The sequence below is a fragment of the Rheinheimera sp. 4Y26 genome, from assembly GCF_025245835.1.
Classification (GTDB): Bacteria; Pseudomonadota; Gammaproteobacteria; order Enterobacterales; family Alteromonadaceae; genus Pararheinheimera.
In genome coordinates this window covers 60,064-84,771 of record NZ_JAOBWS010000003.1, presented here as the reverse complement: position 1 = coordinate 84,771, position 24,708 = coordinate 60,064, and the positions used below count along the sequence as shown (strand labels likewise).

Below are 24,708 nucleotides of genomic sequence, written 5' to 3'. Positions count from 1 at the left end.
GGCTTGGGTCAAATAACAGCAAAGTGATTGGTTTTCTGAAGTTTTTTTCTGTTTGTGTTTTAAGGCAGTAGCAGCAGGCTACCCAAGCCTAAAAACACAAAAAAGCCAATCACATCTGTGACAGTGGTCAAAATGACAGAGCCGGACAGCGCCGGGTCAATTTTGGCTTTTTCCAGCCAGACCGGGATCAGCACACCGGACGCGGCAGCCACCAGAATATTAATAATAATGGCCATACCAATGACAGCGCCGATGATCATATCGCCAAACCAGAAGTAGGTGACAACGGCAATCACCGCAGCCCACAGCAAGCCATTGAGCAGGCCAACGCCAAGCTCTTTGCGCAATAAAGTCCAGTAGGTTTGTGGGGTAAGCTGGCCTAAAGCCAGACCGCGGATGATCAGGGTTAAGGTCTGACTGCCGGCAATACCACCCATACTGGCAACGATAGGCATCAGTACCGCAAGCGCCACCACCTGTTGCAAGGTGGCTTCAAACAAGCCTATGGTCCAGGCCGCTAAAAAGGCAGTCAATAAATTAATGCCAAGCCAGACAGCACGACGTTTGGCGCTACTAAGCACAGGTGAGAATAAGTCTTCAGTTTCGTCTAAACCTGCTGTATGCATAAACTGGCTTTCCAGGCTACGGCGCACGTTTTCCAGCGCTTCACCAATGGAGATTCGGCCAAGCAGTTTGCCTTCATCATCAATCACCGCAAGGGCGGTATAACCTGAGCGTGCCACTATGTCCGAGCCCTGATCCAAATCCATCACACCTTCCACCACAGGGGCATCTTTGTCGATAAATTCAACCAAAGGCAAATGGCTGGGCTGGCCCAGAATATTGGTGGCAAGCAACAAACCGACATAACGGCCGGTACGGTCAACCACCATCAGGGCATCGTGATATTCAGCGTCTTCATTGAGTTTTTTAAACAGCCGGATGGCATCACGCACTTTGGCGTTATTGCGGATGGTTAAAACGTCGTGGTCGGCATAACGGCCACACTGCTCGTCGGTATAAGCAAGGGCGGTGGCCAGCCAGAGTTTTTCGCTGGCATCCAGTTTAGAGCAGGCTTCCTGATACACAGCAGCCGGCAGCTCGTCCAGCATCTCAATCAGGTCGTCAACATCCAGCCGCTCAACCAGCGCTGACAGTTCAGCGTCATCCAGTTGTTTAAAGATGTTCTCACGCGCGTCGTCGCGCATGTAGGTCAGCGCATGGATTTGTTCGTCGGCATGCAGGCTTTGCCAGGTGCTGATCCGCTGCTCCAGCGGCATAGCTTCGAGCGCAACAGCAATTTCTTCCGGTTCCAGCGCACTGAGTTTCAGGCCAAGCTGTTCAACTTCCTGCTCGTCGAAGCTATCGCGGACGATTTCTTTGATATCCAGCAGTTGATTTTCAGCCATGCCCACCCCGTGCAACCCGCATTTTGGCGAACGCCAAACCGGTGATAAAAAGAGGCGCGATAATACCGCAGCCAGCCTGTTGTTTTATAGTCAATTCAACGACATTTTTGCGATTTTTTTTGGAAAATATACCGAAGGCCAACAGCAGCCAGAACGCTTTACCACCAGCGTTTAATTTTAAAACCCAGCATCATGGCAAGCGCCAGTACCGCCATGCCAGCCAGAGTCCAGTAATAACCCGTTTCTATATGCAGCTCTGGCATATTATCGAAGTTCATGCCATAAACCCCAACAATAAAAGTGAGCGGAATAAAGACCGCCGATACCATGGTCAGCAGTTTCATTCTTTCGTTAATCTGGTGGTTGGAGGTGGACATATAACCGCTGACCAAATCACCAAGCTGGTCATAATACATCTGGGTCATACTGTGTAATCGTTCAAATTTTTCATAAAAATCACGTAGTTCCACTTGCTGGAACTGGGTTTTTAATAAATGTTCGCGCTCCTGCAGCAATAAGTCGGCAAACATTTCTTTTTGATAAGCCAGGTTGCGGTCCAGTTTCCGAAATACTGATCGATAACGCATAATTTGCGACATTTTATGGTCGTCACCATGATGCAGCATGGCATCTTCAAACTCGCTGAGTTCATCTTCAAAGTTGATCAGTTTTTCCAGGTAACTGGCCGACACCGCATGGATATAATGTTTGATCCAGTCGGTAATAGGCATCATAGGTTTGTTGACGTCAAATGATGGCAGCGCATAGGGGTAATCCTGCTCCGGCAGCTGACACTTATACAGCAGCACCTGGTTGGAAAATAACAGGCTGAGCTGGGCGTGCCCCGGATAATCACGAAAATCTTTACCGGCGTACGCGCGCAGAATCATTAAGGTAAAACCATCAAAACTTTCCAATTTGGGTGGGTGACGTTCACGCAGATAGTCTTCAGCAATTTCCGGATGAATGCCAAAATCTTTTAACAGTTGCTGTTGTTCAAGATAACTGGCGTTGGATAAGTTCACCCAAAGCTTTTGGTCACCATGCAAAGGTAAATTCAGCAAACTGCGATCGCCATTGCGCCATTGCTGGCTCTCCGGCTCATAGAGATGAAGAGTAATCATCTGAATTTCCAATAGGTTGTTTAGCCGGAGCATACGCAATAGCGTGCTTTTGATGCAAGTTTATTCCAATGCCAGACGGCGGTTTGCTTTTAATCCGAACGGCTTTTATGTATTTTCCCCGGGGCGTTTAACGGGCATGACACCGTGGCTTGCTCTGTTTCTGCCAATAAAAAAACGCCGCATAAAGCGGCGTTTTGTACAAGACAAACCAAATCAGCGTTATGCCTGTTTGGCCTTGATATAGTCGTCAACCAGCATTTCCAGCACATCCAGTGGTACAGCACCGTTTTTCAGCACGACGTCATGGAATTCACGGATATCAAACTTGTCACCCAGCGCTGTTTTAGCTTTTTCGCGCAGCTCAACAATTTTGATCATGCCAATTTTGTAGGCTGTGGCCTGAGATGGCATCACGATATAACGTTCAATGGCGTTGACCTGTTCAGAAGCAGCATTTGGGGTGTTTTTCGCAAGGTAAGCAATAGCTTCTTCGCGGGTCCATTTTTTCGCATGAATACCGGTGTCAACTACCAGACGGCAGGCGCGCCACAGTTCCATCGCTAAACGGCCAAAGTCAGAGTAGGGGTCCTGATACATGCCAATTTCTTTTGGCAATAACTCAGTGTACAAACCCCAGCCTTCGATATAAGCGGTGTAACCACCAAAACGGCGGAACTTAGGTACGTTTTCCAGCTCCTGTGAAATGGCAATTTGCATATGGTGACCCGGAATACCTTCATGGTAAGCCAAAGCTTCCAGTTCGTATTTTGGCATGCCTTTCATGCGGTACAGGTTGGCGTAATAAATACCAGGGCGCGAGCCGTCCATTGATGGCTGTTCATAAAAAGCTTTACCTGCCGATTGTTCGCGGAAAGGTTCAACTGCTTTGACCACCATATCGGCTTTGGGCTTGACCAGGAACAGCTCATCCAGCTTGCCTTTCATCACGTCGATAACTCGGGTGGCTTCAGCTAAATAAGCCGCTTTACCTTCGGCGTTATCAGGATAATAAAACTGCGCGTCTTCACGCATAAAGGCAAAAAACGCCTGCAAATCACCTTTAAAACCAACCTTTTGCATAATTGCGTTCATTTCGGCATGAATGCGGGCCACTTCTGACAGCCCAAGCTCGTGGATTTGGTCTGCAGTCATATTGGTGGTGGTGGTGCGTTTGAGCGCGTTGTTATAAAACTCCGCACCATCTTTAAAACGCCAGACGCCATCGTCTGTGCCTGCTTTAGTCTCAAGTGTGGTTAAGTGGTTGATCAAATGCTCATAAGCAGGTTTAACACTGCTCACCAACGCCACTTCAGCTTCTTTAATCAGCATTTGTTTGGCGGCTTCGTCAATGGTCAGTTTATTGACTTTACCGCGGAAATCTTCCAGTAAAGTGCTGTCTGCACCTTCGCTAAAAGGCGCGCCTGTGATCACGTTTTTACTGGCGTTGATGGCATGCGGAAATACAAATTTTGGCGGAATAATGCCAAGTTCAGCTCTTTTGTCCAGCTGCACTGTGACCTGCTGAAACAAAGGTAAAATGCCGTTTAAGCGCGCGATATAAGCTTTGGCATCCGATTCATTGTCAATGCTATGTTGGTTGATCAACAGTGAAGGTACCATCGAGTGGTAACCGTACATCTGGTTGATCGGATAGTTGTATAACCGCCATTTGTCGTCGGCAATTTCATCTTCCAGCTGTTGTTTAAACAGCTGATAACTTAACTTACTTTGCGCATCCAGTGCTTCAAAGTTAAAGCTTTTTAACTGCTCAAGCTGAGCTTTTATCAAAGCCAGTTCTTTGTCGGCCTGCTCGTCAGTGAAGGCATCCCATTTGTCATAGTCTTGTTTGATGCCAAGGCCGGTCAGACTGGTTGGGCTTAACAGCACCTGCGCCATAAATGCTTCTTCAAAAAAAGCATTCAGTTTTTCACTTTCGCTTTGTACTGGCGCAGTGCTTTGTGGTGCCGCCGCAGTTGCTGGCGTTGGTGTGTTTTTTTGTTCTGCCGGTGAACAGGCTCCCAGTAGTGCCAGGGTGACCGCCAGTGCCAGTGTTGATTTGCTTAGTTGCATCTTGAATTCTTCTTTTTAATCAATTGTTTGTTGTTAAAAGTGGATGATGTTTGTCTGGCGCTATGGCAAGCACAAACAGCATTTATAAAAATAATTCCAGCAAATCATTCAGATAACGAACGCCCTTGTCCGTGATCTGCGCGCTCTGGTGTTGCAGGCTAACTAATCCTAATTGTTCGGCCCGTGCAAGGGGGGCGGTAATTGTTGCGACAGAAAGCCCGGTATATGCGGTAAATTCTTGCAAAGGGCAGGGCTCCAGTAATCTGAACCTGTTCATAAAAAACTCAAAGGGCAAATCTTCGGCGCTCACCACTGTGCTGCTGTCAAGATAGGCCTTGGTTAAGTCCATATAACCTTTGGGATGTTTCACTTTGACGGTACGGATAATATGCCCTTGCTGTGGCAGGGTAATTTTGCCGTGCGCACCACAACCAATACCCAGGTAATCGCCAAAACGCCAGTAGTTCAGATTATGCCGGCACTGATAACCGGTTTTGGCATAAGCCGAAGTTTCGTATTGCTGATAACCGGCTGCAGTTAACAGCGCATGGCCCTGCTCCTGAATGTCCCATAAAATATCGTCCTGTGGCAGCACAGGGGGTTTGGAGGCAAAAGCGGTGTTGGGCTCAATGGTCAGCTGATACCAGGAAAGATGCGGTGGGTTCAGCTCAATCGCCTGTTGTAAATCGTACAAGGCATCCTGAATACTTTGCTCGGGCAAACCGTGCATTAAATCCAGATTAAAACTTTGTAAGCTGTTGTGCGCCATCAAATCACTGGCAAGGCGGGCGGCGTTTTTGGCTTCATCCCCCTGGTGAATACGGCCAAGGCGGCTGAGTTTTTCGTTTTGAAAACTCTGCACCCCAATGGAAAAACGGCTGACACCGGCTTTGACATAACCGGCAAAACGCTCAGCTTCCACAGTGCCCGGATTGGCTTCCATGGTGATTTCAATATCGCTGGCAAAACTGATGCGTTGCCGTACCCCCTGCAAAATGGCCTCAATGCCTTCTGCACTAAATACGCTTGGCGTGCCACCGCCGATAAAAATGCTTTGCAGTTCACGACCTTGCACATAAGCAAGATCTGCATCCAAATCAGCCAGCAGATGGCTGATATATTCCTGCTCAGGTATGCCTTGTTTGACGGCGTGTGAGTTAAAGTCGCAATAAGGGCATTTCTGAATACACCAGGGAATATGGATATACAACGACAGCGGCGGTAACCCCAGCGCTGAAGCCGACTGCTGCAACGGGGCAGTGGATTGCGGCTGCATTTGGCTCATTGGCCGCTCCGTTGTTGCCACTGCTGTTGTAATAACGCCAGGGCTTTGCCTCTGTGACTGAGCTGTTGTTTGTGCGCTTTTTCAAGCTGGGCTGCGGTTTTGCCAATTTCAGGCAACCAGAACACCGGATCATAACCAAAGCCATGGCTGCCCTTTGGCTCCAAGGCAATTTCACCGTGCCAGATGCCGTGACTTACCAGCGGTGTTGGATCGCCAGCGTGGCGCAAATACACCAGCACACAATGAAACTGCGCCTGACGCGATTTTGCCGGCACTGCAGCAAGTTTTTCCAGCAGCAGTTTGATGTTGTCTGCATCTGTAGCTGCGGCGCCTGCAAAACGGGCGGAATAAATACCGGGGGCGCCACCAAGTGCGTCTACCGCCAGGCCTGAATCGTCGGCAATGGCCGGTAAACCTGTGATAGCGGCAGCATGACGGGCTTTTAAAATGGCATTTTCAATAAAAGTTAAACCTGTTTCTTCAGCATCAGTCACGCCAAGAGAGCTTTGGGTCACTACTTCACAGCCCCAGGGCGCGAGCATGTGACTAAGCTCCGCTACTTTGCCGGCATTGCCGGTTGCCAGCACAATTTTTTGATTCATCAGTTTTTTTAAGTCCAAAGCATAAGCCGGCATTGCTGCCGGCTGATGGTATATTGCTGTTTGTCGTTTATTGGTCAGGCAGGAGCCCGAAGCAATTATTCGACGTAAAAGGTATGTTCAAATTTCAGCTGCTGGTTTTGATTGCCCTGACGGATATCAATGACAAAGCTCATGCGCTCTTCGTTGCGATAGGGAAGCTGTGCCAGATAATAAATAGCTTCGCCTTCAACCACCTGGGTAAAATTCAGCGTTTTCTGCTGACCTAACAGATTTTTTGCGCTGCCGGACAGTGTCACTTGCTGCGCTTTCTGATCGCTGCTGTTTAACACCGAAATATTCACCAGACCATTAAACTTACTGCGTTCAATCTTGTAATTGCTGGCAATAGCAGGTTCAATCAAGGTGGATGGCATGGCAATGTAATGGACATCCCAGGGGCCCAGTTGTTTTTTTTGCTCGGCCTGCGCCGGGCTCGCTACAGCGGCAAACAGCAACAGCGCGGGCAGCATAGCAGTGAACAGTTTCATGTTTAATGCTCCTTTAAAGCAATGGAAACAAGTTCAGGCGGCAGTTGAAAAGGCGCTTTAACAAGTACCTGTTTATGCCGGCTGAGCTCACCTTTAAGCAATTCAATCTGGCTTTTACTGACACCAAAAAGTTTAGCCAACAACTTCAGTACATGAGCATTGGCTTTGCCATCAACAGGCGGTGCTGTGATGGCCAGTTTTATCTCGTCGCCGTGTAAACCGATGATTTGATCGCGACTGGCTTTTGGCTGCACATAAAGCTGTATCAGCAAATCGTCGCCGCGATAACTCAGTGCTGTCACAACAAACCTTTAAGCAGGCTTTGCACCAGAATTTCCAGAAATTGCAGCGCGACCAAAAGCACCAGCACCGACAAATCCAGACCACCAACAGGCGGGATCACCCGGCGGATTGGGTTTAACAAAGGCTCGGTCAGTTGGTGCAGTAAATGCTCCATTGGATTACGGCCCTGACTGAACCAGCTTAAAATGGCGCGGATCACCACCACCCAGAATAATAAACTGAAAGCTTCTTTAATGAGCACTGCAATGGCACCAAACAAAGTGGTGCCGGCACTGACACCGCCGGATAACAACAGCTGCATCGTCAGCACTTTGGCGGTGGCGACCAAAAGTGCCAGTACCAGCGACGAGGTGTCCAGTTTGCCGATACTCGGGATGATTCTACGCATTGGGATCAACAACGGATTGGTGGCTTTGACCACAAATTGACTAAGCGGATTGTAGAAATCTGCCCTGGCACTTTGCAGCCATAACCGCAGCAATACGACCATTAAATACAGATTAAATAAGGTGCTGATTAAAAAGAAAAACGCTTCATTCATGCGATATTCCTGTGCAAAGGCCGGTAGCCAACTTTATGTGGTTGCCGGCACCGGTTTTCAATTGGTGACTGATAAATCTGACAAAATTCAAATCTTTTACGCTTTGATACTTCTGTTACAGGGTTTTGGCCATTTCTTCCGCTCTGGCAATGGCTGCTTTCATCGCTTTTGCGACTAAAGCTTCCAGCTGGCCCTCACGGAAAGTTTCAATCGCCTGATGGGTAGTGCCACCTTTGCTGGTGACCTGCTCTCTTAGCTGTGCAAAACTCAGTTCAGATTGTGCGGCCAGTGTAGCCGCGCCCAAAGCAGTTTGCGCCACCATAGCGCGGGCTTCGGCGGGGGCAAAACCAAGTTGTTGTGCTGTTTGTTCTATCGCCTGCATAAAATAGAAAAAATAAGCAGGTGCACTGCCGGTCACGGCAATAATGTCGTTAATTTGGCTTTCCTGCTGCAGCCAGCAGGTGAGACCACAACCGCTAAATAATTGATCAACAAAAGACTTTTCATAATTTGATAAACGGTGCGGAAATAAACCTGTCACGCCTAAACCCACTTGAGCCGGCGTATTGGGCATAGCACGCACCAGTCGTACTTCGTCACCGAGCCAGCGCTGGTAATGGGCGACGGGTAAACCTGCGGCTACTGTGACAAATAATTTTTCGTGAATTTCCGGTGCTCCGGCCAATAACGCCTGACATACCTCAGCCATGATTTGTGGTTTGACACAAAGCACAATGACATCGGCCAGTTTAACGGCTTTGATATTGTCGGTGGTCACTTCAATGCCAAAATCAGTGGCCAGTGCGGCTAACTTTGGCATGGTTGGATTGGTTGCGATGATATTTGCTGCTGGATAACCTTGTTTAACCAGGGCTGCAATGACAGCGCGCGCCATATTGCCGGCGCCAATAAATGCGATGGTATTTTCATTCATAAAGATGCGTTTCCCGCGCGCCAAAAATGGCTGTGCCTAATCTTATCATAGTTGCCCCGTAGATAAGGGCTTGTTGCCAGTCGTCTGACATGCCCATTGACAACTCTGTTGCCTGTGGCAATTCCTGTTGCAGTGTTTTGGACAGCTGTGCCATAGCGGCAAAGGCCGCGCTGTTATCGTGCGCTATGGCCGGTGCCGGAATGGCCATCAAACCACAAAGTTTAAGCTGCGGCAAAGCGGTGATTTGCCGGGCCAGGGCAAGCACATCCTGTGGCATTACACCGGCTTTGCTGGCTTCGCCGCTGATATTCACCTGAATCAGCACTTTCAGGGGGGCCATGTCCAAAGGGCGCTGCGCTGATAAACGCTCAGCAATTTTCAGCCGGTCTACACTATGCACCCAGTGGGCAAAACGGGCGATGTCGCGGGTTTTGTTTGACTGAATAGGGCCAATAAAATGCCATTCTATATCAGTCAGATGGGCAAGTTCAGTGGCTTTTTGCGCCAGCTCCTGCACATAGTTTTCGCCAAAAGCTTTTTGCCCGGCCTGGTAAGCGGCCAGCAGCATGTCAGCCGGTTTGGTTTTACTAACGGCGATTAATTGTGCAGTTGGGGTTGTAGAGGAGTTTTTCTGCCGAATTTCTGCCATCTGGCGGTAGGCTGAATTCAGTCGTTCTGCTATGTTGTTATCCATTAAAGCCTGACTTATTGTGGTTTTTTCATTCATTTCTGGCAAACAGGAGTACATTTTGTCATGGATATCACCGAATTATTAGCCTTTAGCGTACAACACAAAGCTTCGGATTTACACTTGTCAGCCGGTGTGCCGCCGCTGATCAGGGTGGATGGTGACGTACGCCGTCTGAACATTCCGCCACTGACGCATAAAGATGTCCACGCGCTGGTGTACGACATTATGACCGATAAGCAGCGTAAAGAATACGAAGAACGGTTAGAGTCAGACTTTTCCTTTGAAGTACCGGGCCTTGCACGTTTTCGTGTCAACGCTTTTGTGCAAAACCGTGGTGCAGCGGCGGTGTTTCGTACCATCCCCAGTGAAGTGTTAAGCCTGGATGATTTAGGTACTCCTGAAGTGTTCCGAACTATTGCCGAGAACCCACGTGGTTTAGTGCTGGTGACAGGGCCGACCGGTTCGGGTAAATCCACTACACTGGCGGCCATGGTGGATTACATCAATACCACCAGACACGACCATATTCTGACTATTGAAGATCCAATTGAATTTGTGCATCACAACAAACTGTCGCTGGTGAACCAGCGGGAAGTGCACCGTGACACTTTAAGTTTTTCCAACGCACTGCGCTCAGCCCTGCGGGAAGACCCTGATGTGATTCTGGTTGGTGAATTGCGGGATTTGGAAACCATTCGCCTGGCGATGACAGCGGCAGAAACCGGCCACTTAGTGTTTGGTACCCTGCACACCACCTCAGCGCCTAAAACCATTGACCGTATTATCGACGTATTCCCGGGTGAAGAAAAAGCTATGGTGCGTTCTATGTTGTCGGAATCGCTCAGAGCTGTTATTTCACAAACCCTGCTGAAAAAAGTGGGGGGGGGCCGGGTTGCAGCTCACGAAATTATGGTGGGTTTACCTGCGATTCGTAACCTAATCCGTGAAGACAAAATTGCCCAGATGTATTCGGTGATCCAAACCGGTGCCGCGCACGGCATGCAGACCATGGATCAGTGTTTACTTAATCTGGTGAACCGTGGCCTTATTACCAAGCAGGACGCTCTGGCTAAAGCGCAGGATAAAAACGCCTTTGGTGCTATGGGCCGGATTTAGGAGCTGTCATGATGGATCTGGTTAAACTGTTGCAAAAAATGGTCGATGCCAAGGCATCTGATATGTTTGTGACCGCTGGCATGCCGGTGGCGGCGAAAATTAACGGCGAATTGCTGCCGATTGATGATACGCCTTTAACACCGGAAGATTCGCTGCAGATTGTGCTGGCGGCGATGAACGAAAAACAAAAAAACGAGTACCTGACGCACAAAGAATGTAACTTTGCGGTGGCCAATGAAGCGGGGCGCTTCCGGGTGTCCGCATTCTTCCAGCGTGATCAGGCCGGTATGGTGGTGCGTCGTATTGTCACCACTATTCCCAATGCCGATGATTTGGGTTTACCGCCGATTTTAAAAGAAATCATTATGTCCAAAAGGGGCCTGGTGCTTTTTGTCGGTGGTACAGGCACTGGTAAATCAACCTCTTTGGCGGCGCTGATTGGTTATCGGAATAAAAATGCCCGGGGTCATATTCTGACCATCGAAGATCCGATTGAATTTGTGCACGATCACCAAAAAAGCCTGATCACCCAACGTGAAGTGGGTATTGATACTGAGTCCTTTGATGCAGCGCTGAAAAGCTCGTTACGTCAGGCACCAGATGTCATTCTGATAGGTGAGATCCGCAGTCAGGACACCATGGAATATGCGTTGTCTTTTGCTGAAACCGGCCACTTGTGTATTGCCACCTTGCACGCCAACAACGCCAACCAGGCCATTGACCGCATCATGCACTTAGTGCCAAAAGAAAAACACGGCAAGCTGTTGTTTGATTTGTCGTTAAACCTGCGCGCTATAGTGGCGCAGCAACTGATCCCAACACCGGACGGCAGCCGCCGTATTGCCGCTATTGAAGTGCTGTTAAATTCGCCGTTAGTCGCTGATTTAATTAAAAAAGGTGAAATTGACGAAATTAAAGCGGTGATGAGCAAATCGCGTGAGCTTGGCATGCAAACCTTTGACCAGGCGCTGTATGACTTGTATCAGCGTAATCAAATCAGCTACGCCGATGCACTGCACCATGCCGATTCGCCGAATGACTTACGTCTGATGATTAAACTGCGCAACAACGAAACCTCGGGTGCTGGTTTTCTCAGTAATGTCACTGTCGATGGTTTAACCAAACCTGACGACCACTAAAAATTTCCGGCATAAAAAAGGCAGCTTCGGCTGCCTTTTTACTGTGATCTGTTGGTTCTTTGTAACCACCAGACTCAAAACCGCACTGAGCAAACCATCATTTCGCAAAACATCATTTTGCAAATCAGCATTCTGCTGAACAGCGCTTACACACCTTCTGGTTTTTCAGTACCAATAAACTGAAATCTGGCAACTTCCTCGCCCTGGATACTGACATTTTCGCTAAACATCGCAAGAGGTCTTACCCAAAGATCATAATTACCATACAAAGCGCGATACACCGCATAAGGCTGCTGCTCTTCGCTGTGGGTGGCAATAGCGGTCAGCTGATACAGCTGACCTTTGTAATGGCGGTAATATCCCAAAGGCACAGTGCCGTCACCGTGATCCAGCGTTGGGGCAAAACCATCGTCAGGCAGGATGATTGTCAAAGAAACTCTCCAGTATCAATTTGGCTGACCAGCAATCTACCGCATCTTTGCTGAGTTTTTTAAAACCACCCTGAGCAAATAAATCAGCACGGGCGTCTACTGTGGTTAAACGTTCATCCTGAGTCAGCACTTTTACACCAAAACGGCCGTGCAGTCTGTTGCAGAACTTATGCACTCTGGCGGTAAAAGGTTGTTCAGTGCCGTCCATATTCAGTGGTAAACCCACCACCACAAAAGCAGGTTGCCATTCGGCCAGCAGTTTTTCGATTTGTGTCCAGTCCGGTATACCGTCCTGTGCCTTCAGCGCTTTAAGAGTGCTTGCACTGCCGGTCAGGCGCTGACCAACTGCCACGCCGATACTCTTTAAACCATAGTCAAAAGCTAAAATATTGCCGCTATCACTCATCAGGCGTGTCCTGCATCAGCACTTAATTGCCAGGCCTGGATCCCCAGTTTCTGGGTGGCTCCCTGCCATTTTTCGGCATGGCATAAGTCGAAAATAATTTGATTGTCGGCCGGCACCACCAGCCAGGAATTATCGGCCAGTTCCTGCTCCAGCTGGCCTGCGCTCCATCCGGCATAGCCCAGCGCCAGAATAAACTTTTCCGGTGCGTTGTCTGAGGTGAGCTGCTCCAGAATGTCTTTGGAGGTGGTGACCATCAGCTCATCGGTCAGTTGCAGACTGCTGGCAAAACCGGCTTTGGGCGTGTGCAGCACAAAACCTCTGTCATGCTGCACCGGACCGCCGGCGCACACCTGGGCATCGGCCGCTTTGCTGTTGGCATCAAACTGAATATCCAGTTGCTTTAATAGCTCAGCCACTTTCAGTGGCATCGGATGATTCACCACAATGCCCATGGCGCCTTCAGCATTATGCTCGCAGATGTACGTGACACTGCGGCCAAACATCGGGTCGTCCAGCGAAGGCATGGCGATCAGCAGATGGTTTTGCAAACTTTGCAGAGTCTCAGTCATCGGTTACTCCAGTCAGGCTTTTTTAGCAGCCAGGATTTGTTCAATCTGGTCAAACAGCATTCCGGTAATGCTGACAGGGAAGGCAGCTTCAATTTCCCGGATACAGGTTGGACTGGTGACATTAATTTCGGTCAGTTTGTCGCCGATAATGTCCAGTCCGACAAAAATCAAGCCTTTGGCTTTTAAGGTGGGTCCTACAGCACGGGCAATAGCCCAATCACTTTCCGATAAAGGCCTTGCTTCACCACGGCCGCCAGCAGCTAAATTACCGCGGGTTTCACCACTGGCCGGAATACGTGCCAGGCAGTAGGGTACAGGCTCACCGTTAACCACCAACACCCTCTTATCACCGTCTTTAATGCCCGGAATAAAACGTTGGGCCATGGCATAACGGCTGCCGTGTTCGGTCAGGGTTTCAATAATGACACTGACGTTGGCATCGTCTGGTTTTAACCGGAAAATAGAAGCGCCGCCCATGCCATCCAGTGGTTTTAAAATCACATCCTGCTCTTGCTGGTAAAAGGCTTTAAGCCTTGCTGCGTCGCGGCTTACCAGGGTTTTTGGCGTATGCTCGGCAAACCAGCTGGTATAGAGTTTTTCGTTGGCATCACGCAGGCTCTGCGGTTTGTTGACAATTAAAGTGCCTTCGTCTTCCGCTCGCTCCAGAATATAAGTAGCGTAGATATATTCGGTGTCAAAAGGTGGATCTTTTCGCATCAGAATGACGTCAAGCTCTGACAGCGCAATATCCTGCTGACCAAAAAACTGATACCAGCTGTGCGGGTTTTGCTCCACGCTCAGGAGTTTTGTGCTGGCTCTGGCCTGGCCGTCCAGCAGATACAAGTCGGCCATTTCCATATAGTGCAGTTGATAACCACGGGCCTGCGCTTGCAACAACATGGCAAAACTGGAGTCTTTTTTAATATTAATGGCCGAAATCGGGTCCATTACAATGCCGAGTTTTAACAAAATCTGTTCCTTCTGAAAAAGGTTGTCAGGCTAAATCACCCATCTGCAGCTGCAAGGCGCTGATGGCGGTTAATGCTGCCGTTTCGGTGCGAAGCACCCTTGGGCCGAGCTGCACTGCAACAAAACCGGCTTTGCTGGTCTGTGCCACTTCATGGTCACTAAAACCACCTTCAGGGCCTATCACCAGCCGCACTGCCGTCACAGGTGTTAAGGTCTTAATGGTGTCTTTGGCCCAGGGATCCAAGGTCAACTTCAATTCATTTGTTGGCTGCGCCAGCCATTTGTCCAGAGAAAGTGCCGGATGCACTGTTGGCACTACACTGCGGCCACTTTGTTCACAGGCGCTGATCGCAATTTTTTGCCACTGGTCAGTACGTTTTTGCAGCCGCTCGGCATCCAGTTTAACGCCACATCGTTCGGTAAAAAGCGGCGTAATTTCGGTGACACCAAGCTCCACTGCTTTTTGAATGGCAAAATCCATCCGGTCGCCCCGTGAAATGCCCTGACCTAAATGAATACGCAGCGGCGACTCCACCGGATTTGACTGGCTGGAGATGACTTTCACCCGCACTTGTTTTTTGCCGCTTTCAATGATTTGCGCCTGGTAATTCAAACCATCGCCATTAAACAATTGCAGTTCGGCGCCAGCTTGCATCCGAAGCACCCGGCCAACATGGTTGGCGGCGTCTTCGGCAAGTTCAGTTTCAGTTCCCGGCTTGAGCGTGCCAGGCTGGTAAATTCTTGGGATGCGCATACAGGCTCCGGCAAAATAAAAGTGCTATGGTAGCAGGCAGGCGCTCTGAAGGGTATAACATAAGTCCGGGAAAATGCGCCAGTGAGGCCGATCATGAAAGTTGTGTTGGAAGTGCGTGATCTGAAAAAACATTATGCCGAGGTGAAGGCAGTCGACGGCATCAGTTTCAGCGTGCAACAAGGTTGTTGTTTTGGTTTGCTGGGGCCGAATGGCGCAGGCAAAACCACCACCATTGAGATGCTCGAAGGGCTGGTCAGTGCCGACAGCGGCGATATTTTTTATCATGGCTATAAAGCCGGCAAAGAGCACTTTAGTCAGTTGGGGGTCCAGTTTCAGCAAACGGCGCTGCAGGACTTTTTAACAGTCAAAGAAACACTGGAGCTTTTTGCCGCATTTTACGACCAGCCGGCTGATCTGCAGCAGTTGATTCAGTTATGTGATTTAACCGAATTATTGCACAGGGATCACCGTAAATTGTCCGGTGGTCAACGTCAGCGGCTGCTGCTGGCGCTAGCGCTGGTGAACAACCCGCAAATCATCTTCCTGGACGAACCAACCACCGGGCTTGACCCCCATGCCAGACGCAATTTCTGGCAGTTGATTAGGCAAATTAAGCAGCAGGGCCGCACCATTATTCTGACCACCCATTACATGGATGAAGCCGAGCAGCTTTGTGATGAAATTCTCATCATGGATAAAGGCCGCATTATTGCGCTTGATACACCACAAGCTTTGTTAAATCAGCATTTTAGCGGAGCGCTGATAAGATTGCCGGACCGCGGGCAACAGCCTGATTTACCCACTGACGCCAGCCTGAGCCGCAGTGGTGGTTATTTGCAAATCAGTAGCCCTGACATTGAAAAAACGCTGACTATGCTGCTGTCACAAGGCATTTCACTGGAAGGACTGTTGATTAAATCAGCCAATCTGGATGATTTGTTTTTAAAGCTGACCGGCCATAGTCTGTCGGCCTGAAACATCAGTGTACAGCCCAGAGCAAAAAGCAAAAAAGCTTGATGCTGATGTTGAACTAGGACGTGCTGCTTAGGTGATTGGCCTATAGAGTTGCAGTGTCATTGTCGGGCAAGCCGTTTTTTAAGTGGAGTTTTATCATGCATTTGCGACGTTTTTTTGCTGTCCTCAAAGCCCGTAATCTGGAGTTCTGGCGCGACAAATCAGCACTTGCCTGGAATTTAATATTCCCTGTGCTGCTGGTGGTGGGTTTTGCTGTGATGTTTGGCAACAGCAATAAAGCCGAGTTTAAGCTTGGGGTGTTGCAACAGGCGGCCACTATTGATATGCAGAGCCAGCCATTTTTGCAAACCCGCTATCTAGAGTTTGTGCCTTATGCCGATTTAGGGCAGGCGCTGAAAAAACTGCAGCATCATCAGCTGGATTTACTGGTGGATTTTTCCGGCAAAAGGTATTGGCTCAATGACAATTCTGCCAAAGGTTATCTGGCGGAAAAGCTGCTGCTGCAACAACTGCCGGATGCCAGCAAAGAGACGGTCAGTGGCCGCCAGATCCGTTATGTTGACTGGGCGCTGCCCGGTATTCTTGGTATGAATATGATGTTCAGTTGCTTATTTGGGGTGGGGTACGTGCTAGTGCGTTACCGGAAAAACTCCGTATTAAAACGTTTGCAGGCAACACCGCTGACGGCACTGGAGTTTGTCAGCGCCCAGGTGCTGTCGCGTCTGTTGATAGTGCTGCTGATCGCCACGCTGATTTATGTCGGTTGTGATCTGATGTTTGATTTTGTGATGCTGGGGAGTTATACCGATTTATTGGTGGTGACAGTACTGGGTGCCATGGCGATGATTTCGTTGGGTTTATTGATTGCCAGTCGTTCCCGCTCAGAAGAGCTGACCGGTGGCTTGCTGAATATGGCCAGCTGGCCGATGATGATTTTATCCGGTGTCTGGTTTAGCCTGGAAGGGGCACCCAAGGTGTTGCAGTGGCTGGCAGATTTGTTGCCATTGACTCATTTAGTGGCGGCAGCCCGTGCCATTATGACGGATGGCGCGACTTTAGCAGATTTACATTACCCGCTTAGCGTATTGAGTGTTATGGCAGTGCTGTTTTTGTCGTTATCGGCTTGGTTATTCCGCTGGCAGGGTGATCAGCGCTAACAGCCATCCGCTTTTTTCAGCACAAAATAAAACAGGCGCTTAAAGCGCCTGTTTTTTGCAGAACAAATTTAGCCGTTATTAGCCGGGAAGTTGTAACTAGAACCTATGCCAAGAGGCAAGTCGAGCGCCCAGAAACCGAGCAGGAAGGCAGTCCAAAGCACCATCAACGTCACTGAGAACGGGAGCATTAAGGCTATCAGGGTACCGATACCAGTCGACTTCACATATTTCTGACAAAACACCACTATCAGCGGGAAATAGGGCATCAGTGGTGTAATTATATTGGTTGACGAATCGCCCACCCGGTAAGCGGCCTGGGTCAGATCCGGTGAAACCCCCAGTTGCATCAGCATTGGCACCATGACAGCACCAATCAGCGCCCATTTGGCCGAGGCTGAGCCCACCAGTAAGTTCACCATTGCAGTTAACAACACTATGCCCATCAAGGTAACACCCATCGGCAGCGCCATTTCTTTTAACGCATTGGCACCTTTAATAGCAAACAGGGCGCCGAGGTTCGACTGGCCAAAAGCATAAATAAACTGGGCGCAGAAAAACGCCATCACAATGTAATAACCCATGCCACTCATGGCTTTACTCATGCCCTGAATCACATCACGGTGATTTTTTACAGTGCCTGCGACATAACCATAGACCACACCTGGCACTAAAAAGAACACCAGAATAAGCGCCACTATAGATTGCATTAATGGGGCAGTGCTGTGGGTTAAAGTACCGTCTGTGCCGCGCCAGGCTGAGCCTTCCATTGAAGCAGATACAATCAGTGCTGCTGCTGTCAGCAACATGGCCAGCATGGCAAAACGTAAACCTTTGCGCTCTTGTGCTGTTAAATCTTCCATCGTTGGCAGGCTGGCTGGGTCGCCGTCTACTACAGTCGCCTTAAGGCGCGGTTCAATCACTTTGTCGGTTAAAAACCAGCCGATCAAAATAATTAAAAATGCAGAAGCAGTGGTAAAAAAGTAGTTATTCAGTGGGTTGATCACCAGGCTGGCAGCAGCAGGATCAGCAGATAAACGCGCTGAAGCCTGGGTTAGGCCTGCAAGCAGCGGATCCAGGCTGCTTGGCACAAATAAAGATGCGGAAAAACCACCGGACACACCGGCAAAAGCGGCAGCGATGCCTGCCAGCGGGTGACGGCCGGCCGCATAAAAAATCACAGCGCCAAGCGGGATCACCAGCACGTAACCTGCATCAACAGCGACATGGCTTAAAATACCCACAGCAACCAATACAGGTGTCAGCAGCATTTTAGGGGTGAAAGATAAAATAGAACGTAAGCCGGCATTAATAAAACCGGTATATTCCGCCACCCCTAAACCCAGCATAGCCACCAGCACCACACCCAAAGGTGGGAAACTGACAAAGGTGCTGACCATTTTTGCCATAAAACCGGTAAAAGCAGTGCCATCCAGCAAGTTGATGATCTGAATGGGCTGACCTGTTCTTGGGTCAATTTCGCTAAAGCTGACGCCGGATAAAGCCCAGGAGATCACCCAGACTGCCAGCATAAACAAGGCAAAAAGTACGGCTGGATCAGGCAGTTTGTTGCCGACACGTTCAATGGTATTGAGGCTACGGTCTAGCCAGCTATTGCGGGAGGGCTCGGTAGCCGGTGAAGTTGGTGCAGACATATTTTTTCCTTATAAGTGGTGCTGCAGAAGTCAGTGCTTGTTATTTTTCCGGCGTCAGTTATAAAAATATCTGGGGCTGAACGCAACAAAAAACTGTCATTTGTAAATGGCTTGTGGCGCATCGTTGGCTTGATGCGGCTGGGTGACGTCTGAGTTGCTCATCGCGCTTTATCGGGGAAATACTTCGGTTGACTAGGCAATAAACAGTGTCAGGCGAATAAACCAGCTTAATAAAAAGGAGAGCCTGAGCTCTCCTTTTTTATCAAAGCAACAAAGTGCGGTTGATTACAGACCAGCGTCCGCGCGCAGCGCTTGCGCTTTATCTGTTTGTTCCCACGGGAACTCGTTACGGCCAAAGTGACCATAAGCAGCAGTCGCACGGTAAATTGGGCGCTCCAGTTGCAGCATTTCAATCAGGCCATAAGGACGCAGGTCAAAATGACGACGGATCAGCGCAATTAACTGATGCTCTTCAAGCTTACTGGTGCCAAAAGTCTCCAGACTGATAGAAGTAGGTTCAGCGACACCAATGGCGTAAGAAACCTGAATCTCACAGCGTTCGGCAAGGCCTGCAGCCACAATGTTTTTTGCCACATAACGGGCAGCGTAAGCGGCTGAACGGTCTACTTTTGATGGATCTTTACCAGAGAAAGCTCCACCACCGTGACGAGCCATACCACCGTAGCTGTCAACGATGATTTTACGGCCTGTTAAACCACAGTCGCCCATAGGACCGCCGATGACAAAACGACCTGTCGGGTTAATAAAAAACTTGGTGTTTTTGCTTAACCATTCAGCTGGCAGTACAGGCTTAATGATGTGCTCCATCACAGCTTCACGTAAATCCGGCGTAGAGATAGTGTCGCAGTGCTGCGTTGACAGAACCACTGCATCAATACCAACAGGCTTGCCGTTTTCATAAATAAAAGACAGCTGAGATTTAGCATCAGGACGTAACCATGGCAGGGTGCCATCTTTACGCACTTTGGCCTGCTGCTGCACTAAACGGTGAGAATAGGTAATAGGTGCTGGCATTAAAACGTCAGTTTCATTGCTGGCATAACCAAACATTAAACCCTGGTCACCGGCGCCCTGATCACGAGGGTCTTTTTTATCAACACCCTGGTTAATATCAGGCGATTGTTTACCAATAGCGCTTAACACAGCGCATGAATTGGCATCAAAGCCCATGTCAGAATGCACATAACCGATGTCACGGATTGTGCTGCGGGTTAATTCTTCAATATCTACCCAGGCCGAAGTTGTGATTTCACCGCCAACCAGCACCATACCGGTCTTAACGAAAGTTTCGCAGGCGACACGGGCTTTTGGATCTTGCTCCAGAATGGCGTCCAGTACCGCGTCAGAAATCTGGTCAGCGATTTTATCCGGATGTCCTTCAGAAACAGATTCAGAGGTAAAAATGTGTTGTGCCATGTAACGTGTTCCACAAGTTGGTTGTTAATGCGCCAGGCGCTGGAATTTTGGGCTGCGTATTCTAGAGAAAGTAAAATGCCATTGCCAGCATTTTCTGCCGCCCGGACGTCTTTCATGCTGTCACTATACGCGTTATTGCAAAACCGGATCAAAAGTATTGCGAATAAACTGCTGTTTGAAGATTAAAATTTGCCAACAGCCAGTGGCTCTGGGAAAATACCGCCGAACTAATGCCACCATGTAAAAAAGCAGCGCAGCACAATTATTTGCCGTCAGAGCAACACTGCGTGAAGAACACCATATCCGGATAATGATCTGACAATAGTAGCAGGAGTGACAATGCCATCTCGTAAACAACTCGCCAACGCCATCCGTGCCCTGAGCATGGACGCAGTACAAAAAGCCAAATCGGGTCACCCTGGTGCACCTATGGGCATGGCGGATATCGCCGAAGTATTGTGGCGGGATTATTTAAACCACAATCCACAGGATCCGGGCTGGCCTAATCGTGACCGATTTATCCTCTCTAATGGCCACGGTTCAATGCTGTTGTATTCTCTGCTGCATTTATCAGGGTACGATTTATCTATTGACGACTTAAAACAGTTCCGTCAGTTACATTCCAAAACCCCGGGTCACCCTGAGTATGGTTATGCGCCAGGCGTAGAAACCACTACAGGGCCTTTAGGTCAGGGTATTACCAATGCCGTGGGTATGGCGATTGCTGAAAAAGCACTGGCAGCACAATTTAACCGCCCTGGTCATGCCATTGTGAATCATTACACTTACACCTTTTTAGGTGACGGCTGTTTAATGGAAGGCGTGTCCCATGAGGCCTGTTCTTTGGCCGGTACTCTGGGTCTTGGCAAACTGGTTGCGTTCTGGGATGACAACGGCATTTCGATTGACGGCCATGTGGAAGGCTGGTTTACCGATGACACGCCGGCCCGGTTTGAAGCTTATGGCTGGCATGTGGTGCGTAACGTTGATGGTCATGATTCAGAAGCAATTCGTGCTGCGATTGATGAAGCCCGTGCTGTCACTGACAAACCAACCTTAATCTGCTGTAAAACCATTATTGGTTATGGTTCACCGAATAAATCCGGTAGCCACGACTGCCATGGCGCTCCATTGGGTGATGCCGAAATTGCCGCCTCCCGTGAGTTTTTACAGTGGGAACATGCGCCATTCGACATTCCGGCCGACATCTATGAAGGCTGGAGCGCCAAAGCCAAAGGTGCTGCCACACAACAAAGCTGGCAACAACAATTTGCCGCTTATGCAGCCGCGTATCCTGAGCTGGCCGCAGAGTTATCCCGCCGTTTAGCCGGTGAATTACCAGCGGACTGGCGCGAAAAATCAGACGCTTATATTGCGCAGCTGCAGGCTACCCCAGCAGTGATTGCCAGCCGTAAAGCATCACAGAATGCGTTAAACGCTTTTGGTCCTTTATTGCCGGAAATGCTGGGTGGTTCTGCTGATTTAGCAGGTTCTAACCTGACACTCTGGTCAGGCAGCAAAGGTGTCAGCAATGAAGACGCCAGTGGTAACTACCTGTATTACGGTGTGCGTGAATTTGGTATGTCCGCCATTATGAATGGTATTGCACTGCACGGTGGTTTTATCCCTTACGGCGCTACTTTCCTGATGTTTATGGAATACGCCCGTAATGCAGTGCGCATGGCCGCTTTAATGAAACAACGGGTGATTTTTGTGTACACCCACGATTCAATTGGTTTGGGTGAAGATGGCCCGACCCACCAGCCGGTTGAGCAATTGGCTTCACTTCGTGTTACACCAAACCTGATGAACTGGCGTCCGTGTGACCAGGTGGAATCCGCGGTGGCATGGCAAGCAGCTATAGAGCGCACCGAAGGCCCAACCACGTTAATTTTCACCCGGCAGAATCTGGTGCAGCAGCCGCGAACATCAGAGCAGCTGGCGAATATCCGCCGTGGTGGTTATGTGTTGGTCGATTGTGCCGGCACGCCTGAGCTGATTATTATCGCCACAGGTTCAGAAGTGGAGCTGGCAGTACAAGCAGCATCACAGTTATCTGCCAAAGGTAAAAAAGTGCGTGTGGTGTCGATGCCGTCAACTGATGTGTTTGAAGCTCAGGATGCCGCTTACCGCGAAGCCGTACTGCCATCTGCAGTGACCAAAAGAGTTGCTGTTGAAGCCGGTATTGTCGACAGCTGGTACAAGTACGTTGGTCTGAACGGTAAAATTATTGGCATGACAGGTTTTGGTGAGTCTGCGCCAGCCGAGCAGCTGTTTGAGTATTTTGGCATTACCACTGCCAAAGTACTGGCTGCAGCCGAAGAGTTATTGGGTTAATCCCAACCAATAAAAGGGGCTTTTTGCCCCTTTGCTTTAACTGAATTTCGGAACAGCATGACAATTCGAGTTGCAATCAACGGTTTTGGCCGTATTGGCCGCAATATATTGCGGGCCATTTATGAAAATAAGCTGGAGCAACAGATCCGGGTGGTCGCCATTAATGAACTGGCAGACGCACGCGGTATGGCGCATTTGCTCAAATTTGATAGCTCCCATGGTCGTTTTCACTTCCCGGTCGAACTGCAAAACCAGAGTTTACTGGTTGCCGGCGAGCCGATAGCTTTATTCCACAAGGAAAACCCGGCTGATTTGCCCTGGGCCAAGCTTAATATTGATGTTGTGCTTGAATGTACCGGTGTTTTTTCCAGTCGTGCCGACGCTATGCTGCATTTAACAGCTGGTGCTAAAAAAGTGTTGTTTTCACATCCGGCAGGGCAGGATATCGATGCCACTGTCATATTCGGGGTGAATCATCAGCAGCTGACGCCAACCATGCGGGTGGTTTCGGCTGGTTCCTGCACCACCAATTGCATAGTGCCGGTGCTGAGCGTGCTTGATGATGCCTTTGGCGTTGAAAGTGGCACTATCACCACTATTCATGCTTCGATGCACGATCAGCAAGTTATAGACGCTTATCACCCGGATTTACGTCGCACCAGAGCCGCCAGTCAGTCGATTATCCCGGTGGATACCAAACTTGCCCGGGGGATTGAACGCATCATGCCGCATCTGGCTGGTCGTTTTGAAGCCATAGCGGTACGGGTGCCAACCCTGAATGTCACGGCAATGGATTTAAGCGTCACATTGCATCAGGACGTCACTGTTGCCGCTGTAAACGCCGCTTTGCAAAAAGCCAAACAGCAGCTATTACCGCAAATTCTTGACTACACCGAAGAGCCTTTGGTGTCGGTCGATTTTAATCACGATCCTCATTCCTGCATTGTGGATGGCTCGCAGACCAGAGTCAGTCATAAAAGACTGGTCAAGTGTCTGGTGTGGTGTGACAACGAGTGGGGTTTCGCCAATCGGATGATCGACACCGCCATCGCCATGATGCAATCAGAATCTACCCATTTTTCACAAGGAGTTTGTCATGTCAGTAATTAAGATGGCCGACCTGGATTTAGCCGGTAAACGCGTGCTGATCCGGGAAGATCTGAATGTGCCGGTGAAAAACGGCAAAGTAACCTCTGATGCACGCCTGCGTGCAGCTTTACCAACCATCGAGCTGGCACTGGCCAAAGGTGCTAAGGTGATGGTGTGTTCTCACCTGGGGCGACCTGAAGAAGGTGTGTACGACGCTGAGTTTTCCATGCAGCCGGTAGTTGATTATCTAAAATCCGCCTTAAAAGCGCCTGTGCGTTTAGCTGCTGACTACCTGAACGGTATTGAACTGGCTGATGGCGAAGTGGTGGTGTTTGAAAACGTGCGTTTTAACAAAGGCGAAGGCAAAAACGACGAAGCACTGTCGCGTAAGCTGGCGGCTTTGTGTGATGTTTTTGTGATGGATGCATTTGGTACAGCGCACCGTGCTCAGGCCACCACTCATGGTGTAGCGCGTTTTGCGCCTATTGCATGTGCCGGCCCGTTACTGGCAGCTGAACTTGACGCTTTGGCTGCAGCGCTGAAAAATCCAAAACGACCATTAGTCGCTATTGTTGGCGGTTCTAAAGTTTCGACTAAACTGACTGTGCTTGAGTCGTTATCAACTGTGGTTGACCAACTGGTGGTTGGTGGTGGCATTGCCAATACTTTTATTGCTGCAACAGGCGCTAACGTAGGTAAGTCCTTGTGCGAAAATGATTTAATTCCGGAAGCTCAACGCCTGATGGCGGCGGCTAAGGCCAATGGCGGTAATATTCCTGTGCCAACAGATGTGGTGACAGGCAAAGCCTTTAGTGAAGATGCCGTGGCTGTGTTAAAACCAGTCAGCGCTGTGGCCGCTGATGACATGATTTTTGATATAGGCCCGGACAGTACAGCTGCACTGGTTGATATTCTGAAAACGGCTGGCACTATCGTCTGGAATGGCCCTGTGGGTGTATTTGAATTTGACCAGTTTGCTGCCGGCACTAAAGCAATAGCCGAAGCTATTGCACAAAGTAATGCTTTTTCAATTGCCGGTGGTGGTGACACTCTGGCGGCCATTGATAAATATGGTGTTGCAGATCAAATTTCGTATATTTCAACCGGTGGCGGTGCTTTCCTCGAGTTTTTAGAAGGCAAGGTGTTGCCTGCTGTTGAAATCCTTGAGCAACGCGCAAAAACTGTGTAAAA

Annotated in this window: 24 protein-coding genes; 7 read left to right on the top strand and 17 right to left on the bottom strand. The window is 49.3% G+C overall.

The annotated features are described in order from the left end of the window. Positions 1-59: 59 nt before the first annotated feature. The 10 genes from mgtE to N3Z11_RS05665 form a co-directional block, all read right to left on the bottom strand. Positions 60-1,409 carry a magnesium transporter gene (gene mgtE / locus N3Z11_RS05710; RefSeq protein ID WP_260656193.1) on the bottom strand — a complete coding sequence of 450 codons (1,350 nt, stop codon included), beginning with the start codon at positions 1,407-1,409 and terminating at the stop codon, positions 60-62. A 158-nt stretch (positions 1,410-1,567) separates the two neighbouring features. After that, complete coding sequence (locus N3Z11_RS05705; protein WP_260656192.1) at positions 1,568-2,533, bottom strand: magnesium transporter CorA family protein; 966 nt, start codon at positions 2,531-2,533, stop codon at positions 1,568-1,570. A 219-nt stretch (positions 2,534-2,752) separates the two neighbouring features. Beyond that, positions 2,753-4,603, bottom strand: coding sequence for a DUF885 domain-containing protein (locus N3Z11_RS05700; protein WP_260656191.1), 1,851 nt, complete (start codon positions 4,601-4,603; stop codon positions 2,753-2,755). An 82-nt stretch (positions 4,604-4,685) separates the two neighbouring features. Continuing rightward, positions 4,686-5,888, bottom strand: coding sequence for a radical SAM family heme chaperone HemW (gene hemW / locus N3Z11_RS05695; protein WP_260656190.1), 1,203 nt, complete (start codon positions 5,886-5,888; stop codon positions 4,686-4,688). Then, a complete protein-coding gene (rdgB, locus tag N3Z11_RS05690; protein WP_260656401.1) occupies positions 5,885-6,493 on the bottom strand; it encodes an RdgB/HAM1 family non-canonical purine NTP pyrophosphatase in 609 nt (202 codons plus the stop codon). Before rdgB ends, hemW begins: the two co-directional genes overlap by 4 nt. Before the next feature lie 92 nt (positions 6,494-6,585). Beyond that, on the bottom strand, positions 6,586-7,017 hold the full coding sequence (locus N3Z11_RS05685) for a DUF4426 domain-containing protein (RefSeq protein ID WP_260656189.1): 432 nt from the start codon (positions 7,015-7,017) through the stop codon (positions 6,586-6,588). Between the two features lie 2 nt (positions 7,018-7,019). Beyond that, entirely contained in the window at positions 7,020-7,319 is a 300-nt protein-coding gene (yggU, locus tag N3Z11_RS05680) for a DUF167 family protein YggU (protein WP_260656188.1), read from the bottom strand. Beyond that, positions 7,316-7,861: a YggT family protein gene (locus tag N3Z11_RS05675; protein WP_260656187.1), complete on the bottom strand. Its 546-nt coding sequence runs from the start codon at positions 7,859-7,861 to the stop codon at positions 7,316-7,318. Before N3Z11_RS05675 ends, yggU begins: the two co-directional genes overlap by 4 nt. Positions 7,862-7,976: 115 nt before the next feature. Beyond that, a complete protein-coding gene (gene proC / locus N3Z11_RS05670; protein WP_260656186.1) occupies positions 7,977-8,795 on the bottom strand; it encodes a pyrroline-5-carboxylate reductase in 819 nt (272 codons plus the stop codon). Continuing rightward, complete coding sequence (locus tag N3Z11_RS05665) at positions 8,788-9,522, bottom strand: YggS family pyridoxal phosphate-dependent enzyme (protein ID WP_260656185.1); 735 nt, start codon at positions 9,520-9,522, stop codon at positions 8,788-8,790. Before N3Z11_RS05665 ends, proC begins: the two co-directional genes overlap by 8 nt. A gap of 27 nt (positions 9,523-9,549) precedes the next feature. Between N3Z11_RS05665 and N3Z11_RS05660 the strand changes: the two genes are divergently transcribed. Both N3Z11_RS05660 and N3Z11_RS05655 read left to right on the top strand, forming a co-directional pair. Further along, positions 9,550-10,602, top strand: coding sequence for a type IV pilus twitching motility protein PilT (locus N3Z11_RS05660; protein ID WP_260656184.1), 1,053 nt, complete (start codon positions 9,550-9,552; stop codon positions 10,600-10,602). An 11-nt stretch (positions 10,603-10,613) separates the two neighbouring features. Next, positions 10,614-11,741, top strand: coding sequence for a PilT/PilU family type 4a pilus ATPase (locus N3Z11_RS05655; RefSeq protein ID WP_260656400.1), 1,128 nt, complete (start codon positions 10,614-10,616; stop codon positions 11,739-11,741). A 146-nt stretch (positions 11,742-11,887) separates the two neighbouring features. On the opposite strand, the gene N3Z11_RS05650 is transcribed toward N3Z11_RS05655, so the two are convergent. From N3Z11_RS05650 to rsmE, 5 genes are read right to left on the bottom strand one after another with little or no spacing between them, the layout of a single operon-like run. After that, positions 11,888-12,172, bottom strand: coding sequence for a DUF1653 domain-containing protein (locus N3Z11_RS05650; protein ID WP_260656183.1), 285 nt, complete (start codon positions 12,170-12,172; stop codon positions 11,888-11,890). Continuing rightward, the gene (ruvX, locus tag N3Z11_RS05645) at positions 12,153-12,578 is read right to left on the bottom strand and encodes a Holliday junction resolvase RuvX (protein WP_260656182.1); all 426 of its coding nucleotides are present in this window, start codon (positions 12,576-12,578) and stop codon (positions 12,153-12,155) included. Before ruvX ends, N3Z11_RS05650 begins: the two co-directional genes overlap by 20 nt. After that, positions 12,578-13,147 carry a YqgE/AlgH family protein gene (locus N3Z11_RS05640; RefSeq protein ID WP_260656181.1) on the bottom strand — a complete coding sequence of 190 codons (570 nt, stop codon included), beginning with the start codon at positions 13,145-13,147 and terminating at the stop codon, positions 12,578-12,580. Before N3Z11_RS05640 ends, ruvX begins: the two co-directional genes overlap by 1 nt. Before the next feature lie 12 nt (positions 13,148-13,159). Further along, complete coding sequence (gshB, locus tag N3Z11_RS05635) at positions 13,160-14,119, bottom strand: glutathione synthase (RefSeq protein WP_260656399.1); 960 nt, start codon at positions 14,117-14,119, stop codon at positions 13,160-13,162. A gap of 22 nt (positions 14,120-14,141) precedes the next feature. After that, positions 14,142-14,870 (bottom strand): 16S rRNA (uracil(1498)-N(3))-methyltransferase, encoded by a 729-nt coding sequence (gene rsmE / locus N3Z11_RS05630; RefSeq protein ID WP_260656180.1) that lies wholly within the window; start codon positions 14,868-14,870, stop codon positions 14,142-14,144. Positions 14,871-14,963: 93 nt separating this feature from the next. Here rsmE and N3Z11_RS05625 point away from each other — a divergent pair, with 93 nt between their 5' ends. Together N3Z11_RS05625 and N3Z11_RS05620 are read left to right on the top strand one after the other, a co-directional pair. Beyond that, on the top strand, positions 14,964-15,845 hold the full coding sequence (locus N3Z11_RS05625; RefSeq protein WP_260656179.1) for an ABC transporter ATP-binding protein: 882 nt from the start codon (positions 14,964-14,966) through the stop codon (positions 15,843-15,845). 137 nt (positions 15,846-15,982) lie between these two features. Further along, the gene (locus N3Z11_RS05620; protein WP_260656178.1) at positions 15,983-17,002 is read left to right on the top strand and encodes an ABC transporter permease; all 1,020 of its coding nucleotides are present in this window, start codon (positions 15,983-15,985) and stop codon (positions 17,000-17,002) included. A 68-nt stretch (positions 17,003-17,070) separates the two neighbouring features. Here N3Z11_RS05620 and N3Z11_RS05615 read toward each other — a convergent pair whose 3' ends face one another. Continuing rightward, positions 17,071-18,654, bottom strand: a complete 1,584-nt coding sequence (locus tag N3Z11_RS05615) for an AbgT family transporter (protein WP_260656177.1) — start codon at positions 18,652-18,654, stop codon at positions 17,071-17,073. 285 nt (positions 18,655-18,939) lie between these two features. Beyond that, complete coding sequence (gene metK, locus N3Z11_RS05610) at positions 18,940-20,091, bottom strand: methionine adenosyltransferase (protein ID WP_260656176.1); 1,152 nt, start codon at positions 20,089-20,091, stop codon at positions 18,940-18,942. A gap of 339 nt (positions 20,092-20,430) precedes the next feature. Between metK and tkt the strand changes: the two genes are divergently transcribed. From tkt to N3Z11_RS05595, 3 genes are read left to right on the top strand one after another with little or no spacing between them, the layout of a single operon-like run. Then, complete coding sequence (tkt, locus tag N3Z11_RS05605) at positions 20,431-22,428, top strand: transketolase (RefSeq protein ID WP_260656175.1); 1,998 nt, start codon at positions 20,431-20,433, stop codon at positions 22,426-22,428. Between the two features lie 57 nt (positions 22,429-22,485). Beyond that, a complete protein-coding gene (gene epd / locus N3Z11_RS05600; RefSeq protein WP_260656174.1) occupies positions 22,486-23,538 on the top strand; it encodes an erythrose-4-phosphate dehydrogenase in 1,053 nt (350 codons plus the stop codon). Next, positions 23,525-24,706 carry a phosphoglycerate kinase gene (locus tag N3Z11_RS05595; RefSeq protein WP_260656173.1) on the top strand — a complete coding sequence of 394 codons (1,182 nt, stop codon included), beginning with the start codon at positions 23,525-23,527 and terminating at the stop codon, positions 24,704-24,706. Before epd ends, N3Z11_RS05595 begins: the two co-directional genes overlap by 14 nt. Positions 24,707-24,708: the final 2 nt, after the last annotated feature.